The 16,510-nt window shown below is 73.1% G+C and carries 14 protein-coding genes; 2 read left to right on the top strand and 12 right to left on the bottom strand.

Translation table 11 applies throughout. From position 1 onward, the window contains the following. Positions 1–12: 12 nt before the first annotated feature. The 7 genes from CG747_RS06900 to pdhA form a co-directional block, all read right to left on the bottom strand. On the bottom strand, positions 13–990 hold the full coding sequence (locus CG747_RS06900; protein WP_100600726.1) for an NAD(P)H-quinone oxidoreductase: 978 nt from the start codon (positions 988–990) through the stop codon (positions 13–15). A 107-nt stretch (positions 991–1,097) separates the two neighbouring features. Beyond that, the gene (locus CG747_RS06905) at positions 1,098–2,237 is read right to left on the bottom strand and encodes a TrkA family potassium uptake protein (RefSeq protein WP_100600727.1); all 1,140 of its coding nucleotides are present in this window, start codon (positions 2,235–2,237) and stop codon (positions 1,098–1,100) included. Continuing rightward, entirely contained in the window at positions 2,234–3,796 is a 1,563-nt protein-coding gene (locus CG747_RS06910; RefSeq protein WP_100600728.1) for a molybdopterin molybdotransferase MoeA, read from the bottom strand. The genes CG747_RS06905 and CG747_RS06910 overlap by 4 nt, the downstream gene beginning before the upstream one ends. Next, on the bottom strand, positions 3,793–4,707 hold the full coding sequence (locus tag CG747_RS06915) for an NTP transferase domain-containing protein (RefSeq protein WP_100600729.1): 915 nt from the start codon (positions 4,705–4,707) through the stop codon (positions 3,793–3,795). Before CG747_RS06915 ends, CG747_RS06910 begins: the two co-directional genes overlap by 4 nt. 54 nt (positions 4,708–4,761) lie before the next feature. Next, positions 4,762–6,162, bottom strand: coding sequence for a dihydrolipoamide acetyltransferase family protein (locus CG747_RS06920; protein ID WP_100600730.1), 1,401 nt, complete (start codon positions 6,160–6,162; stop codon positions 4,762–4,764). After that, positions 6,162–7,196, bottom strand: a complete 1,035-nt coding sequence (locus tag CG747_RS06925; protein WP_100600731.1) for an alpha-ketoacid dehydrogenase subunit beta — start codon at positions 7,194–7,196, stop codon at positions 6,162–6,164. Before CG747_RS06925 ends, CG747_RS06920 begins: the two co-directional genes overlap by 1 nt. Next, positions 7,193–8,386, bottom strand: a complete 1,194-nt coding sequence (gene pdhA / locus CG747_RS06930) for a pyruvate dehydrogenase (acetyl-transferring) E1 component subunit alpha (RefSeq protein ID WP_100600732.1) — start codon at positions 8,384–8,386, stop codon at positions 7,193–7,195. The genes CG747_RS06925 and pdhA overlap by 4 nt, the downstream gene beginning before the upstream one ends. Positions 8,387–8,639: 253 nt before the next feature. Between pdhA and CG747_RS06935 the strand changes: the two genes are divergently transcribed. Then, positions 8,640–9,185 (top strand): Lrp/AsnC family transcriptional regulator, encoded by a 546-nt coding sequence (locus tag CG747_RS06935; protein WP_100600733.1) that lies wholly within the window; start codon positions 8,640–8,642, stop codon positions 9,183–9,185. 160 nt (positions 9,186–9,345) lie between these two features. Here the strand turns inward: CG747_RS06935 and CG747_RS06940 are convergent, their stop codons facing one another. After that, positions 9,346–9,936 carry a TetR/AcrR family transcriptional regulator gene (locus CG747_RS06940; protein ID WP_100600734.1) on the bottom strand — a complete coding sequence of 197 codons (591 nt, stop codon included), beginning with the start codon at positions 9,934–9,936 and terminating at the stop codon, positions 9,346–9,348. 2 nt (positions 9,937–9,938) lie between these two features. Next, complete coding sequence (locus tag CG747_RS06945; protein WP_100600735.1) at positions 9,939–11,459, bottom strand: 3-hydroxyacyl-CoA dehydrogenase; 1,521 nt, start codon at positions 11,457–11,459, stop codon at positions 9,939–9,941. Between the two features lie 145 nt (positions 11,460–11,604). Between CG747_RS06945 and paaN the strand changes: the two genes are divergently transcribed. After that, a complete protein-coding gene (paaN, locus tag CG747_RS06950) occupies positions 11,605–13,287 on the top strand; it encodes a phenylacetic acid degradation protein PaaN (RefSeq protein ID WP_100600736.1) in 1,683 nt (560 codons plus the stop codon). A 174-nt stretch (positions 13,288–13,461) separates the two neighbouring features. Here the strand turns inward: paaN and CG747_RS06955 are convergent, their stop codons facing one another. The 3 genes from CG747_RS06955 to CG747_RS06965 all read right to left on the bottom strand — a co-directional run bounded on the left by CG747_RS06955 (position 13,462) and on the right by CG747_RS06965 (position 16,425). After that, the gene (locus tag CG747_RS06955) at positions 13,462–14,166 is read right to left on the bottom strand and encodes an RNA methyltransferase (RefSeq protein ID WP_100600737.1); all 705 of its coding nucleotides are present in this window, start codon (positions 14,164–14,166) and stop codon (positions 13,462–13,464) included. Between the two features lie 253 nt (positions 14,167–14,419). Next, positions 14,420–15,757 (bottom strand): HTTM domain-containing protein, encoded by a 1,338-nt coding sequence (locus CG747_RS06960; RefSeq protein ID WP_100600738.1) that lies wholly within the window; start codon positions 15,755–15,757, stop codon positions 14,420–14,422. Next, complete coding sequence (locus CG747_RS06965; RefSeq protein ID WP_100600739.1) at positions 15,754–16,425, bottom strand: DUF5819 family protein; 672 nt, start codon at positions 16,423–16,425, stop codon at positions 15,754–15,756. Before CG747_RS06965 ends, CG747_RS06960 begins: the two co-directional genes overlap by 4 nt. Positions 16,426–16,510: the final 85 nt, after the last annotated feature.

The following is a 16,510-nucleotide window of genomic DNA, read 5'->3' on the forward strand; positions in this document are numbered from 1 at the left end:
GGGCCGCCGGACTCAGACCGTCAGGACGACCTTGCCGACATGGCTGCCGGAGTCCAGGATGCGGTGCGCCTCGGCGGCCTCCGCCATCGGCAGGGCCCGGTCGATGATCGGGCGGACCTGGCCGTTGCCGATCAGCGGCCAGACGTGTTCCCGGACGGCCGCGACGATAGCCGACTTCTCACTGACCGGACGGGCCCGCAGACCCGTCCCGGTGATCGCGGCGCGCTTGGAGATCAGCGCGGCGAGGTTGAGCTCGGCCTTCACCCCGCCCTGCAGCCCGATGATCGCCAGCCGGCCGGCGATCGCCAGCGCCTTGACGTTCCGCTGGAGGTACTTGGCGCCGATGATGTCGAGGATGACGTCCGCGCCCTTGCCGTCGGTGGCCTTGCGGATCTCCTGGACGAAGTCCTGCTCGCGGTAGTCGATGAGGATGTCGGCGCCCAACTCGGCGCAGCGGGCCAGCTTTTCGGGACCGCCCGCGGTGACCGCCACCCGCGCCCCGACCGCCTTGGCGAGCTGGATCGCCATGGTGCCGATGCCGCTGGCGCCGCCGTGGACCAGCAGGGTCTCGCCGGGCCGCAGGTGCGCGATCATGAAGACGTTCGACCAGACGGTGCAGGCGACTTCGGGGAGCGCGGCGGCCGTGACGAGGTCGACGCCGGGCGGCAGCGGCAGCACCTGACCGGCCGGGACGGCGACCTTCTCGGCGTACCCGCCGCCCGACAGCAGCGCGCACACCTCGTCGCCGACCGCCCAGCCGTGCACGCCGGGGCCGATCGCCGCGATCCGTCCCGAGCACTCCAGACCGGGGTACGGGGAGGCGCCGGGCGGCGGGTCGTAGAAGCCCTGGCGCTGGAGCAGGTCGGCGCGGTTCACGGCGCTGGCCGCGACCTCGATCAGGACCTCGCCCTCGGCGGGCTGCGGATCGGGCACTTCGGCCCAGACGAGGGCTTCGGGGCCACCGGGCTCGGGGATGGTGATCGCTCGCATGGGCGCGAGGCTACTCGCCGACCGGCCATGGGGCGAAAGGGCGGGGCCCGGCCTCGCTACAGGTCACGGCCCCGACTCCGGTCCCCGGCATCTCGTCCCACGGTCCGTCAGTCGTCCGCCGGACGCATGGGGGAGACTGCGGTGCCCGGCAACGTCGGCTTGGCGGACGGCTTCCCGGGGGCGGTGGGCTCCTCCGCAGGGGCGGCACGAACGATGGTGATCAGACGGTCCGCGGTCTGCAGCGGGCTCGCCTCCGGGGCGTCGTACCCCAGGAGCCGGTGCCCGCGCAGCACCGAGACCACCAGGTCGTCGGTCTCCCGCACGGACTTGCCGACCTCGGCCTTGACCACCGGCCGCTCCACCAGGTCCAGGCCGCTGCCCTGCTGGATCAGGTCCTCCATGACGGCACCCGCGCTGGGGCTGTGCACCGAGAGGCCCAGCAGCCGGCCGGCCGCACTGGCCGAGGTGATCACCGCGTCGGCACCGGACTGCCGCAGCAGCGGCGCGTTCTCCTCCTCGCGCACCGCGGCGACGATGTTGGCGCGCTTGTTGAGCTGACGGGCGGTCAACGAGACCAGGACGGCGGTGTCATCGCGCTGGGTGGCGATGACGATCTGGCGCGCTCGCTGGATCTCGGCCCGCAGCAGGACATCGCTGCGCGTCGCATCGCCGACCACGCCCGCGAGCCCTTCGGCCACCGCCGATTCGATGACCTTGGTACTGGGGTCGACGATGACGATCCGGTCCCGGGACAGGCCCGTGGCGCGCAGGGTCTGCACGGCGGACCGGCCCTTCGTTCCGAAGCCGACGATGACGGTGTGATCGCGCAAGGCGTTTCTCCAGCGTTTCAGTTGCCACTGCTCGCGGGTGCGCTCGGTCAGCACCTCCAGCGTGGTGCCGACCAGGATGATCAGGAACAGCACGCGCAGCGGTGTGACCAGCAGGATGTTCAACAGCCGCGCGCTCCCGCTGTAGGGGACGATGTCGCCGTATCCCGTGGTCGAGAGCGTGACGGTGGCGTAGTAGAAGCAGTCGAGCAGGTCGAGCGGGCCCCCGGCGTTGTCGTGGTACCCGTCGCGGTCGATCCAGACGATGAAGGCCGTCGCGACGAGCACCAGCAGGGCCATCAGCAGCCGTCGGGCGACCTGCCGTATCGGTGCCTTCGGGGTGCGCCGGGGCAGTATCACCCGGTGGGAACGGTCCTCGGGTACCTCGCGTGCCGCGGCGTCATGGGACGGGAGCTTCACTCGGCGCCTCCGGCGGGGGCTGTCGGGTCGTAGGAGGTGTCGGGGGCCGGCCAACCCACCGACCAGCCGGCCGGCCAGGGCAGTTCGAGGAGCTCGACCTCGGTGCCGCGCTGGGCGCCGCCCGGCGGGACGACGGCCATCGCGTCGGCGGCGGCGATCCCGCGCAGCATGGCGGGCCCGTGGAAGTGCAGCGGCGTGGCCACCAGCCCGTGCCGGTCGTCGTCGCGGTAGGCCACCGGGACGAGCCGGGTGTCGGCCGGATGGCCGTGGACGGCGGCGGCCAGCGGCACCCGGTACGGCGCGGCGGGGCGGCGGGCGGCGAGGGTGCGCAGCAGCGGTTCGGCGAGGGTGAGCAGGCCGGACACCGCGGCCAGCGGATTGCCCGGTAGGCCGACGAGGTGCCGGCGCGGTGCGAGGCGGGCCAGCAGCATGGGGTGGCCGGGGCGCACCGCGACGCCGTCCACCAGGAGCTCCGCGCCGAGCCGTCGGAGGGTGGGGTGCACGTGGTCGACGGGGCCCGACGCGGTGCCGCCGGTGGTGATGACCAGGTCGGCGGTGGACCCGGCGAGGGCGTCGTGCAGCGCGTCGGCGTCGTCGCCGAGGTGCCGCGGGGGCGCCGCCTCGGCACCCAGGGCGCGCAGCCACGGCGCCAGCATCGGGCCGAGCGCGTCACGGATCCGACCGCCCTCGGGCAGTCCGCCGCGCAGCAGCTCGTCGCCGAGGACGAGCACGTCGACACGGGGCCGGGGGTGGACGGACAGCTCGTCGTAGCCGGCCGCCGCGGCCAGGCCGAGGACCGCGGGGGTCACCACCGCGCCGGCGGGCAGGAGTTGGTCACCGCACCGGCACTCCTGGCCGCGCGGGCGGATGTCCTGGCCCGGCGGCACCGGTCGCGGCGCGTACAGCCGGGCCCGGCCGTCGGGGAGTTCGAGGACCTCGCCGTGCTCGCTGCGCAGCACCGCGGTGGCACCGGCCGGGATGCGGCCGCCGGTGGCGATGGGCAGCGCATGGCCGTCGGGGAGCGCCGCGGTGGTGGCGTGGCCGGCGAGGATGCCGGTGTCCGGGCCGGTCCCGGCATCGTCCGCGGCACGGTCGACACGCCAGGGGCCGGGCCCCGCCACCGCCCAGCCGTCCATCGCCGACGTGTCGAACGACGGCAGGTCGGTGAGGGCCGTCAGGGGAGCGGCGAGCGTGCGGCCGAGCGCGTCGTCGAGTCCGGCCGTCCCGGGACCGGGGGGCTCGTGCACCGCGTGCTCGGCGATGCCGCGGGCCGTGCGCCAGGGCGTGGCGGGGTGGCCGGAGGACCGCTTGCCGGGGCGGGCGGACGCGGTGCCGGGGGCGGCGGGGCGGTCCGGGTCGGCGTGGCCGGGCCCGGGGGCACCGCCGGTCGGGGGCGGCCCCGCGCAGCCGGCGGCGTACGTACCGGTCGCGGCGCCCATGGGCGCGCCTGGTCGGCCGGCCGTCCCGGACCACCGCCGGGCCGACGCGCTGTCGTTGGCCAGTGCGAGGGCGTCGGCGAACTCGTCGGCGAACGGGTCGCCGCGCTCCCCGTCGGTCATTCCGCGGGCTTCGCTTCGTCGGCCGGGGCGCCGGCGTCGGTCGCCCGCGCCACCGTGGTCTCCTCGGCCGCGGATTCCGCTGCCCAGCGGTCGGCCAGTGCGGCGGCCCGCCGCGTCAGCTCCGTAACGTCCCGGCCCTGCCGGCCCGCCGCGTAGCCGACCAGGAACGTGGTCAGCGGCGCGGCCGGGCGGGCCACACCGTGTGCCGCGTCCCGCGCGAGGTCGAGGAGTGCCGCCGTGTCGACATCGAGGTCGATGCCCAGTTCGGCCTTGACTGCGGTGATCCATTCGTCCAACACGTGTCCATGCTCCCTGATCCGGGCACGTGCCGTGCCGAGGTCCTCCCAGGTGTCGCAGTCGAAGGACGCCGTGGACGCGGTGTCCGGGACGCGGGCGAGCGCCAGCGCGGACAGCAGGGGGCGCAGCGGCAGACCGGTCAGGGTGCCGTGTTCGGTCCGCAGTCGGTGCAGTTCGCGGCGGAGCGGAGCCGAGCGGTAGGCCGCCACCAACGGCTGGTCCCGCCCTTCCGCATCGCGCAGCAGCGCCCCGTCCCGGGGGGAAGCGCCACCGGCGGTCGCCGCCGTGAGGAGGGCGCGTACGGTCGCGGCCGTCATGAACGGCAGGTCGGCGGAGAGGACCAGCACCGTGGCGGCGGTGGTGCGGCGCAGTCCGGCGTCGAGCGCGGCGAGCGGGCCGCCGCCGGGCGGGTCTTCGAGCGCCTGGAGCACGGGGCGGGCGGTCGGGCGCGCGGGGCCGACGACGACGGTGACCGCGGCGTCGGGGCAGGCGGCCAGGACCCGGTCCAGGAGGGCGCGGCCGCCGACCGGCAGGGCGGGTTTGTCCGCCCCACCGAGCCGTCGGGCCGACCCTCCGGCCAGCACGATCGCGTCGTAGTCGGTGTGGTCGCTCACCCCTTGAGTATCGCCGGGGGCGGCGCGCTCACACCGCCGGCCGCCGCCCGACCGTCACAGTGCGCGCAGCAGCAGCGCGGGCTGCTCCACGCAGTCGGCCACATACCGCAGGAAACCGCCCGCGGTGCCGCCGTCGCACACCCGGTGGTCGAAGGTGAAGGAGAGCTGGACCACCTGCCGCACCGCCAACTCGCCCTCGTGCACCCAGGGTTTGGCGGCTATCCGGCCGACACCGAGCATCGCCGCCTCGGGGTGGTTGAGGATCGGGGTGGAGCCGTCGACACCGAAGACGCCGTAGTTGTTGAGCGTGAACGTGCCGTGGGACAGCTCGGCGGGGGACAGCTTCCCGGCCCGCGCGGCGTCGGTGAGCCGGGCGATCTCGGCGGACAGCTGCTCGGCCGTGCGGTCCTGGGCGTCCCGTACGACCGGCACCACCAGGCCGCGGTCGGTCTGCGCCGCGAAGCCCAGATGGACGCCGGGCAGCCGGACGATCTCCTGGGCCGCGGTGTCCACGGTGGCGTTGAGCTCGGGGTAGCGGGCGAGCGCCGCCGTGCAGATGCGGGCCAGGAGGGCCAGCAGCGACACCTTGGGGACGCCGGGGGCGTTCATCGCCCGGCGGGCGGCGAGGAGTTCGGTGGCGTCGGCGTCCACCCAGCACGTCGCGTCCGGGATCTCGCGGCGGCTGCGGCTGAACTTCGCGGCCGCGGCCCCACGCAGGCCCTTGAGCGGGATCCGCTCCTCCCCCGGGACGGGCCCGGCCGCAGCGGCGCCGGGGCGGACCGGTGCGCCGACCGCGGCGGGCCGGCCCTCGCTCAGGGCCCGGATCGCGGACTCGACGTCCGTGCGGAGGATCAGGCCGTCGCGCCCGGTGCCCCGTACGTCCCGCAGGTCCAGGCCGTGCTCCCGGGCGATGCGGCGCACCAGCGGCGAGATGACGGCCACCGTACGGGTGCCGTCGGCCTCCGCGGGGGCGGCCGCGGCGACGGCGGGGCCGGGCTCGGTGGGCCGGCGCGCGGAGTGCTCCGGTGCGCCCGGCAGGATCCGGCGCCGGCGGGCCGCGGCGCCACTCGTCCCGTAGCCGACCAGGACGTTTCCCGAACCGGAGTCGGCCGCCTCCGCCCCCTCGGCCTCGGGTGCCGGGGACGCCGGCACGGGGATCGGGTCAGGTGCGCCGGGGCCCGACCCACCGCCGGCGAGGTCGTCCGGCACCGCGCCGACCGCGACCGTCACCAGGGCTGCCCCGACCGGGACTTCGGCGCCCTCCGCGCCGAAACGGGCGGTGACCACCCCGCCGTACGGACAGGGCACCTCGACCATCGCCTTGGCGGTCTCGACCTCCACCACCGGCTGGTCGACGGCCACCACCTCGCCGACCTCGACCAGCCACTGCACGATCACCGCCTCGGTGAGGCCCTCCCCCAGGTCGGGCAGGGTGAACTCGCGCACCACGGCCATCACTCACCACGTCCTTCGGTCCAGCGCGACTCCCACTGGAGGCGGGCGACGGTGTCCAGGATCCGGTCCACGCCGGGGAGGTGATGGCGCTCCAGCATGGGCGGCGGGTAGGGGATGTCGAAACCGGCGACGCGCAGCACCGGCGCCTCCAGGTGGTGGAAGCAGCGCTCGGTGATCCGCGCGGCGATCTCGCCGCCGGGCCCGCCGAACCCACCCGACTCGTGGACGACCACGGCTCGGCCGGTGCGCCGTACCGACGCGCAGACCGTGTCGTCGTCGAAGGGCACCAGGCTGCGCAGATCGACGACTTCCAGGTCCCAGCCCTCGGCGCGGGCGGCCTCGGCGGCCTCCAGGCAGACGGGCAGGGACGGGCCGTAGGTGAGGAGCGTGGCGCTGCTGCCGCGGCGGCGGACCTCGGCCCGGCCTATGGGGGCGACCGGGGTGGGCGCCTCCGCCGACCAGTCGGCCTTGCTCCAGTAGAGCCGCTTGGGTTCGAGGAAGACGACCGGGTCGTCAGAGGCGATGGCGGCGCGCAGCAGTCCGTAGGCGTCCTCGACGGTCGCGGGGGTGACGACCTGGAGACCGGGGGTGGCGAGGTAGTACGCCTCGGAGGAGTCGCTGTGGTGCTCGACGCCGCCGATTCCACCGCCGTAGGGGATGCGGATGGTCAGCGGCATGGCGACGGCGCCGCGGGTGCGGTTGCGCATCCGGGCGACGTGGCTGACCAGCTGCTCGAACGCCGGGTAGGCGAACGCGTCGAACTGCATCTCCACGACCGGCCGCAGCCCGTACATGGCCATGCCGACGGCGGTGCCCAGGATGCCGGCCTCGGCGAGCGGGGTGTCGCTGCAGCGGTCCTCGCCGAACTCCTTGACCAGGCCGTCGGTGACCCGGAAGACGCCGCCCAGCGCGCCGACGTCCTCGCCCATCACGTGGACGGTGGGGTCGTCGGCCATGGCGTCGCGCAGCGCGCGGCTGAGCGCCTGCGCCATGGTGGCCGGTTTGCGCGCGGTCGGCGCGGCGGTGGTCGTCATGGCCTGGCCTCCTGGGCGGGCGCGGCGGTGCCCGTGGCGGTCTCGGGGTGGCCTTCGGCCTCGGCGTCCAGCTCGGCGCGCAACTGGGCGGCCTGGGAGCGCAGTTGGCCGGTCTGCCGGGTGAAGACGTGGTCGAAGAGGTCCATCGGGTCCAGCTGCGGGTCGGTGTGCATTCGCTCCCGGAGGTCGGCGGCGAGTCGTTCGGCGCCGTCCCGGGTGGCGGCGGCGAACTCGTCGCCGAGCAGGTCGCGGTCGGTCAGCTCGCGCTCCAGCAGGGCTATCGGGTCGTGGGCCCGCCAGGTCTCGACCTCGGCCTCGCTGCGGTAGCGGGTGGCGTCGTCGGCGTTGGTGTGCGCGTCGACGCGGTAGGTGATGGCCTCGACGAGGGTGGGGCCGCCGCCTTCACGGGCCCGGCGCACCGCTTCGGTGAGCACCTCGTGCATCGCGGGGGCGTCGTTGCCGTCCACCAGGCGGCCGGGCATGCCGTAGCCGACCGCCTTGTGGGCGAGGGTCGGCGCGGCGGTCTGCTTGGCGAGCGGCACGGAGATCGCGAAGCCGTTGTTCTGCACGAGGAAGACGACGGGTGCCTGCCAGACGGCGGCGAAATTGAGCGCCTCGTGGAAGTCGCCCTCGCTCGTGCCGCCGTCGCCGACCATCGCCAGCGCGACCACCTCGTCGCCCTTGAGGCGGGCGGCGTGCGCCAGGCCCACGGCGTGCGGGAGCTGGGTGGCGAGCGGGGTGCACAGGGGGGCGATGCGGTGCTCGTACGGGTCGTAACCGGTGTGCCAGTCGCCCCGCAGGAGGGTCAGGGCCTGTACGGGATCGAGGCCGCGGGCGACGGCGGCGAGGGTGTCGCGGTAGCTGGGGAAGAGCCAGTCCTGCTCCTGGAGGGCGAGGGCTGCCGCGACCTGGCAGGCTTCCTGGCCCGTGGACGAGGGGTAGACCGCCAGCCGGCCCTGCCGGGTGAGGGCGGTGGCCTGGGTGTTGTACCGGCGGCCGCGCACCAGCTCGGTGTAGAGCCGCTTCAGCAGTCCGGGGTCGAGCCGACGGGCGGCGGCCGTGCCCAGCAGGCGGTACGGCTCGGCGTCGGGCAGGAGGGGCGCGGGATCGACGCGCGGCCGCCACGCGGGCGGCGGGCTGGCAAGGCCACTGGTGTGCCTGCTGCTGCCGGGCTGCTCAAGGACCGTCATGACGGGCACCTCCTCGTCATCGAAGGGGTGGCGCGATGCGCCTCATGGGGGGGGGTGGGCGGGCCGTGGATACCTCCCAGCGGTCGCTGGGGGAGGTCGGGCGGAACGCGAACGGTCGGGGCCGCTGGACCCCTCCCTACCGATTGTTCGGTCGTTGATGCATTTTGGCTACAGGCGGGTTCAGCCTGTGGACAAACGGTTCTCCACAGCTTGTGATGAAGGCAGGGAGTCCACAAAGGGGAGGCGGGACCACATGCCGGAGGAACAGATGGCCAATCCGGGCGGGCAGGCTTCGACGGCCCCCGCCCCGCCGCCTCCGGCCGCACGCCCCCTCGACACCATCGACCGCGCCATCCTGCGCCTGCTGCGGACCGACGGCCGGGCCTCGATACGCTCCGTCGCCGAGCAGGTGCACGTGTCCCGCGCCAATGCCTACGCGCGGATCAACCGGCTGCTCGACGACGGCGTCATCCGCGGCTTCAGCGCTCTCGTGGACCAGGAAAGAGCAGGTCAAGGCGCTTCCGCCTACATCACACTGAAGATCGTGCAGAACTCCTGGCGGACCGTGCGCAAGCAGCTCACCGCGCTGCCCGGAGCCGCCCACATCGCGCTGGTCAGCGGTGATTTCGACGTGCTGCTGCTGGTGCACACCAAGGACAACCGCGAGCTGCGCGAACTTGTCCTGACCCGCATCCAGTCGATACCGGAGGTGCTGAGCACCCGCACGCTGCTGGTGTTCGAAGAGACGGATCTGGGGCTGGAGGAGGGGTGGAGCGGGGGTGAGGGGGTGAGGGGGTGAGGGGGTGAGGGGGTGAGGGGGTGAGGGGCTGGCTTTCGCCGGGCCGGGGCTCCCCCCCCCGGCCCCTCCCCTCCTCCCCCTTCGGGGGGAGGAGGCGGGGGTGGGTTCGGGGGTCGGGGGAGCCGCAGCCGCGCCCCGAACCGTGCCCCGACCGCCCCGCTCAGACCTTGCGCAGTCCCGAGAACGCCGTCCGCACCACGGCCTCGGCGACCTCTTCGCGGCTCGCCGCGCCGCCGCGCCCCGGCCGGTACCACTCCACGATCGAGTTGATCATGCCAAACAGCAGGCGGGTGGCCAGCCGAACGTCCACGTCGTCCCGTAGGTCGCCGTCGGCGGCGGCCTCCTTCAGGAGATCGGCGACGCGGTGGTCGAACTCGCGGCGGCGCTCCATGGCCCACCGCTCGGTGTCGGTGTTCCCGCGGACCCTCAACAGCAGTGTCACGTAGGGAAGTTCGTCCATCAGCACCTCGGCCTCACGCCGGGTGACGTATTCGAGCCGCTCGATCGCTCGCCCCTCCTGGGCGCCGGTTTCCGCCAGAACGCCGAAGAGCCCGTCCAGGGCGCGGCTTATCGCGCGGCGGAGCAGCTCTTCCTTGCTGCGCACATGGTGGTAGATCGACGACTTGGAGATGCCGGCCGCTTTGGAGAGGTGCTCCATGGAGGTGCCGTCGTAGCCGCGCTCGATGAACACCTCGACGGAGACCGCGAGCAGCGAATCGGGCGTGTAGGCGTCGCGCTTGGCCATGGTCATGATTAGAGCACCAATTCCTCGAGGTCCGCACGGCGCCGCAGCGCCCAGGACGGTACGTAGCGTCCCCCGGCATTCTGGTGGTGCAGGGAGTCCAGCAGGCCCCGGACCCAGCGGGCACCGAGTCGGTCGACCCACTCCATGGGGCCGCCGGGGTAGTTCACCCCGAGCCGCATCGCCGTGTCGATGTCGTCGGGGGTGGCGACGTCCCGGGCCGCGGCGTCCACGGCGAAGTCGACGATCATCGCGACCGTCCGGGCGACGATCATGCCGGGAAGGTCGGCGATGACGCTGACCTGTTTGCCCAGCGCCTGGAAGAGGCCGACAGCCTCGGCGAGATCCGCCTCGGTGGCGGTGGCCGAGGGCGCGAGGGCGACCCGGGTCGCGGCCCGGTAGTCGAGCGAGAGGTCGAAGCGGATGGTGGTGCCGGGGCCCCGGCCCGTGGCCGGGCGGCCGTCGGTCAGGGCCAGCCGGGCCCCTCCGGGCAGGCGGACGAAGCCCTCGGACTCCCCCGGCGTGCGGTCGCGGGTGACCTTGATGCCGGCTTCCTCGATCAGCTCGCACAACACCGCGGCGGGACCTGGGAGCTCCGCGTGCACGGCGACCGAGGAGGGCGCCGGGCAGGGACCGGCGGTGTGCGGCTCGGGCCGGCGGGCCCCTTCGGCGTAGTCGAACCAGCCACGCCCCGTTTTGCGGCCGTGCAGACCGGACTCCACCAGTCGGCGCTGCGCCAGGGAAGGCGTGAACTTCGGGTCCTGGAAGAACGCGGTCCACACCGAGTGGGTGACCGCCTCGTTCACGTCCTGCCCGATGAGGTCGGTGAGTTCGAACGGTCCCATCCGGAAGCCGCTGCCCTCACGGAGGACGGCGTCGATGGTGGCGGGGTCGGCGGCCCGCTCCTCATGGACGCGCAGGGCCTCGGCGTAGAAGGGGCGGGCGATGCGGTTAACGATGAAGCCGGGGGCGTCGGCACTGCGCACGGGGGTCTTCCCCCAGGCCGCGGCGGTGTCGTAGGCGGCGGCCGCGGCGGTCTCGTCGGTGGCGAAGCCGCTGACGATCTCGACCAGGGGGAGCAGCGGCGCGGGATTGAAGAAGTGCATGCCCACGCAGCGGCCGGGGTGCCGGAGCCCGCCCGCGACGGCGGTCACGGAGAGGGAGGAGGTGTTGGTGGCGAGCAGGCAGTCCACCGGAACGATGTCCTCCAGGGACCGGAACAGCTCCTGTTTGACGGGGAGTTGCTCCAGGATCGCCTCCACGACGAGTGCGGCGTCGGCGAGTTCGGCGAGCGCTTCGGCGGGGGAGAGGCGTGCGCGGGCGGCGTCCCGTTCGGCCGCCGGAATCCGGCCTTTCTCCACCATCCGGTCCAGCCGCCGCACGATGGCTTCGGATGCCTGCGCGGCACGTCCCGGGGCGCTGTCGTAGAGCCGCACGGGGTGACCGGCGACCAGCGCCACCTGCGCAATCCCCTGCCCCATGGTGCCGGTGCCCACCACTGCCACGGTGGTGTCGGTGCCGAGTGCCGTCATGGCAGCTGATCCTTCCCGACCGAGTTTTCCACAGGTTGGCCGGGCCCTCTTGCCCCGACCGATCGTTCGGTTACTCTAACTCTGTTGCTGTGTCACTCCCAGTCCCCATCCACTTTCCGCGCAGTCGACGAGGAGTTGGTCATCGATGGCCGCCGAAATGACCGCAGCGCAGTTGATCGAGAAGCACCGCCCGACCCTCGACAAGGCGCTGGAAACTATCCGCACCCGCGCGTACTGGTCCCCGCACCCCGAGCACCCCAAGGCCTACGGCGAGAACGCCGCACAGGACGGCCTGGCTGCCTTCGAGGCGCTGCGCGGCACCCGTTTCGCGCTCGACCAGCCCGGCACGGACGACTGGACGGGCGAGGAAGTCTCGCCCTACGGGCCGGAGTTGGGTGTCACCTATCCGCACCCGGACGCCTCGGTGCTGCTGCCGGCCATGCAGGCCGCGATCCCCGCGTGGCGGGACGCCGGCCCGGAGGCCCGCGCCGCGGTGTGCCTGGAGATCCTGGCGCGGATCAGCGCGCGCACCCATGAGTTCGCCCAGGCCGTGATGCACACCAGCGGCCAGGCGTTCATGATGGCGTTCCAGGCGGGCGGGCCGCACGCCCAGGACCGCGGCCTGGAGGCGGTCGCGTACGCCTACGAGGAGCAGACCCGCACCCCGCAGAAGGCCGGGTGGAGCAAGCCGCAGGGCAAGCGGGACCCGCTGGAGCTGACCAAGACCTTCCGGGCCGTGCCACGCGGCGTGGCCCTGGTGATCGGTTGCAACACCTTCCCCACGTGGAACGGCTACCCCGGTCTGTTCGCTTCGCTGGCGACGGGCAACCCGGTGCTGGTCAAGCCGCATCCGCGCGCCGTGCTGCCGCTGGCGCTGACCGTCCAGGTGGCCCGGGAGGTGCTCGCCGAGGCCGGCTTCCCCGCCGATCTGGTGTGCCTGGCGGTGGACAGGCCCGGCGAGGGGCTGGCCAAGACGCTGGCGGTCCGGCCCGAGGTCCGGATCATCGACTACACCGGCTCGACCGCGTTCGGCGACTGGCTGGAGTCGCACGCCCGCCAGGCGCAGGTCTACACCGAGAAGGCCGGCGTCAACTCCGTGGTCATCGAGTCCACGGACAACTACAAGGGCATGCTCAGCAACCTCGCCTTCTCGCTGTCGCTCTACAGCGGACAGATGTGCACCACGCCGCAGAACCTGCTGATCCCGCGAGACGGCATCGACACGGACGCGGGCCCGAAGTCGTACGACGAGGTCGTCAGCGATCTGGCGGGCGCGGTCGGCGGCCTGCTGGGCGATGACGCGCGGGCCAACGCACTGCTCGGCGCGATCGTCAATCCGCAGGTCAAGGAGCGGATCGAGGAAGCGGCCGGGCTCGGCGGGGTGGCACTGGCCTCGCGCGAGGTGGCGAATCCGGAGTTCCCGGGGGCCACGGTCCGTACGCCGCTGATCGTCAAGCTGGACGGCGCGAAGCCGGACTCCGAGGCGGCGTACCTCTCGGAGTGCTTCGGTCCGGTGTCCTTCGCGGTGGCGGTCGATTCCGCCGCCGACGCGGTGGCACTGCTGCGCCGCACGGTCCGCGAGAAGGGCGCCATGACGGTCGGCGCGTACACCACCTCGACCGAGGTGGAGCGCCTGGTGGAGGAGGTGTGCCTGGAGGAGTGCGCCCAGCTGTCGCTGAATCTGACCGGCGGGGTGTATGTGAACCAGACCGCGGCGTTCTCCGACTTCCACGGCTCGGGGGGCAATCCGGCGGCCAACGCGGCGCTGTGTGACGGCGCCTTCGTGGCGAACCGGTTCCGGACGGTGGAGGTCCGGCGGGAGGCGTGAGGACCGCGGTGCGGGGCCCGGGGAAGTCGCCCGGGACCCGCGCCCCGTCGGCCGATGCGGATCCGCCCGGTGAGAAGGCGTCGGCGGTCCGGACGACCGAGCCGAGATCGAAGCCGAGGTCGGAGGGTCGGCCACCTCACGGGGGTGGAGCGGCAGTCTGCCGTCATCGGCCGCTCACGGCGCCGGGTGGGTGCCTCCCCAGTGGAACAGGGCCATGGCGACACTCGTCGCCAGGTTGTAGCTGGACACCTGGGGCCTCATCGGCAGGGATACGAGCTTGGTGGCCCGCTTCCGGAGTTCCGGCGAGATCCCGTGCCGCTCGGTACCGAACGCCAGCAGCGCGTCGTCGGGGAGCACCATGGATCTGATGTCGTCCCCCTCCGGGTCCAGCGCGTACACCGGCCCCGGCGGCAGGTCGTCGAGCTGGAGACTCTCGACCGCGGTCGCGTAGTGCAGGCCCGCTGCCGCGCGCACCACGTTGGGGTGCCACGGGTCCATATCACCGGTGGTGACCACGCCCGTGGCTCCGAATCCGGCAGCAAGCCGGACGACGGCGCCGACATTCCCCAGGTTGCGGGGGTTCTCCAGGACCACGACCGGAGCCGGCCGCGGGGTTCGCGACAGGTTCTCCAGATTGCGTCGGGGGTCCGGGCGAATGGCCAGGCCGGCCACTCGTGTGGGGTGCATCCTGGGCACAAGATCCTGGAGGGTTTCGGCCGGCACCTCGCTCACGAGAGCGCCGATCCGGTCGGTGAGATCGTCGGCCAACTCACCGGCCAGCGCCAGGACGGAGCCCTTGTCACTGGAGATCGCCACACGAACGTCCGCCTCGAAGCGGAGAGCGTGCTTCAAGGCGTGGAACCCGTCCAGCAGCACCATCTCGGGCGCAGCGTCCTGCCACTGTCGTACAGCTCTGGTGATCTCGTCCTCGCTCACCGCTTCAGACTACGGCTCACCACCGCGACCAGGATCTTCGCCGGAACCACCGCGGTGAGCGGGCCGGCGGCCACCGGTACGTCGCGCGACGCGCTCGTCCACGGCGGGTTCGGCATCGCCCCGTCGGCCACCACAGCGCCGCCGCTATGCACATCGCCCTACGGGAGGACCGCGGCCGAGGCGCCGGCTCCGCCGCTCACCCCACGAGCGTCTGGCCCTCGCCGCCGGAGCGGGCGGCGATCTCGGGCGGACCGTCGCCGGGTGCCGCCCCCGAGCCGGGGCCGCCGGTGCGCGAGAACAGCCGTCGGCGCAGGTGGGAGAGCCGGCCACCGAGCCAGGTCAGGAAGTTGGTCGGCAGGAAGACGGCGTCGGCGGTGATCATCGCCAGGGAGAAGAACGGCAGGCCCAGCAGGACCGCGATCGAGAGGTGCTCGCAGATCATGGCGACCAGCAGCACGTTCTTCAGGCGCCGGTTGAAGAGCGTGAACGGGAAGGCGACCTGCACGATCACGGTCCCGTAGGTGATCAGCATGACCATCAGGCCGTTGCTGCCGAGCAGCTGGGACAGTCCCGGCCAGGGGGAGAAGTAGTCCAGGTGCATCGGGTAGAAGACGGCGGTGCCGTCCTGCCAGCGGGAGCCCTGGATCTTGTACCAGCCGGCGGTGGCGTAGACGAGGCAGACCTCGACCATGATCACCAGCAGGACGGCGTTGTGCGCCAGTTTGGCGAGGGTGTCGAGGACGGTCCGGGGCTCCCCGGGGGCGTACCGCTGCACCGCCCACCACAGGCCGTGCGCCGCCCACAGTCCCCACAGGGCCAGGCTCCAGCCGAAGTGCGGGAACGGCCCGTGCCCGAACCAGGTGAGCCCGGCGGCGCCCTGCAGCTGGGCCACCGCGAGGGCGAGGCCGAGCACCGCCCACAGGACGATGCCGGTCACGTCACGGGGCGGGGCCGCGGCGCCTTCCGGCTCGCTGGTGGCCGCCGCCCGCCTGGCGCGGCGGGCGTCCAGCGACCACACCTGCCCGCACCGGGTCAGCACGAGGTACATCGCCATCAGGTGGATGACGTTGTCGCCGCCGTCCCCGATGAAGACGCTGCGGTTCTGCAGCGAGAGCACCCCGACCATGAACAGCACCGACATGGTGCGGGTGCGCCAGCCGAGCATCAGCAGCGCGCTGGCCGCGATGGCCAGGAGGTAGACACACTCGAACCAGCCGCGGCCGTCGGACCACACCAGGACGGAGAAGCCGTGGTTGCCGTTGAGCAGTTGGTGCGCCATGCCGAAGTCGAAGGGGCCGGCGGGCCCGTAGAGCTGCTGCCGGTACGGCCATTCCCGCAGGAGGAACAGCAGCCAGGTGCCGGCGAAGCCGATCCGGATGACGGCGGTCTGGTACGGGGCCAGCGCGCGGGCGGTGACCCGGGCGAAACCGCGGCCGACGGCGCGTTCGACGCGGGTCTCCTGATAGGCGGCGGGAGCTTCCGCGGGGGCGTCGGCGGCCTGCGGGGCGGTGCGCGGCGGCGTCGGTGACGTCACTTGTTCGTCGCCCCCTCGGGCAGGTCGTTCGCGGTGATCCGCCACCAGGGCAGGACGCGGTAGAAGGGCTTGTCGCTGATCTTCTCGGCGCTCCACGGCGGCGGGAGCACCGCGGTGGTCCGCGAGCGGAACTGGATCTGCTCGACCCGGTCGCCGTCCTTGGTCCACTCACCGGACATCCGGAGCATCGCGATCCGGCGGAGGTAGCGCGCGAACATCTCGGCGCGGTCGCCGGTCGGGCGGTTCTGCGCGTCGAGGGTGCTGGAGAGGAGCTCCCAGCCGCGGCGCAGCTGGTTCTGCTGGGTGTGGCTGGGCAGCGGGTTGTGGAGGATGGCCTGCCCGTCGCGGGCGGTCAGATCCGTCCAGCCGGTGTTCCGCGTCGTGCCGTCCGGGGAGCGCAGCTGCGCGCGGACCTCGGCGTCGGTGTTCTGCTGGAGCGGGTTGGGGGCGAACAGCTTCCAGTTCTGCTCGTACTCCGGATAGACGTAGTCGGTGATCAGCCCGGACTGCTGCTTGCTGAGCGTGTTCGACGGCGCGACGTGCAGGAACATCATCGCGAGATGGATCAGGGTGGCGACCGCGATGACGCTGGCCGCCGTTCCTATGACGATGCGCGAGGGCAGCGACAGCGCGGCCAATGACCGCGATTCGTCCCCGTTTGACTGCATTCCCGCCCCGTTCCCAGTCCTCGTACGGCTGTCTCCGCCCCGGAACGGTACCTAGGCGGCCGCCCCGGGCACACCTTCCCCTCGT

Origin of the sequence: Streptomyces sp. CB02959 (assembly GCF_002803155.1) — a bacterium.
Lineage (GTDB): Bacteria > Actinomycetota > Actinomycetes > Streptomycetales > Streptomycetaceae > Streptomyces.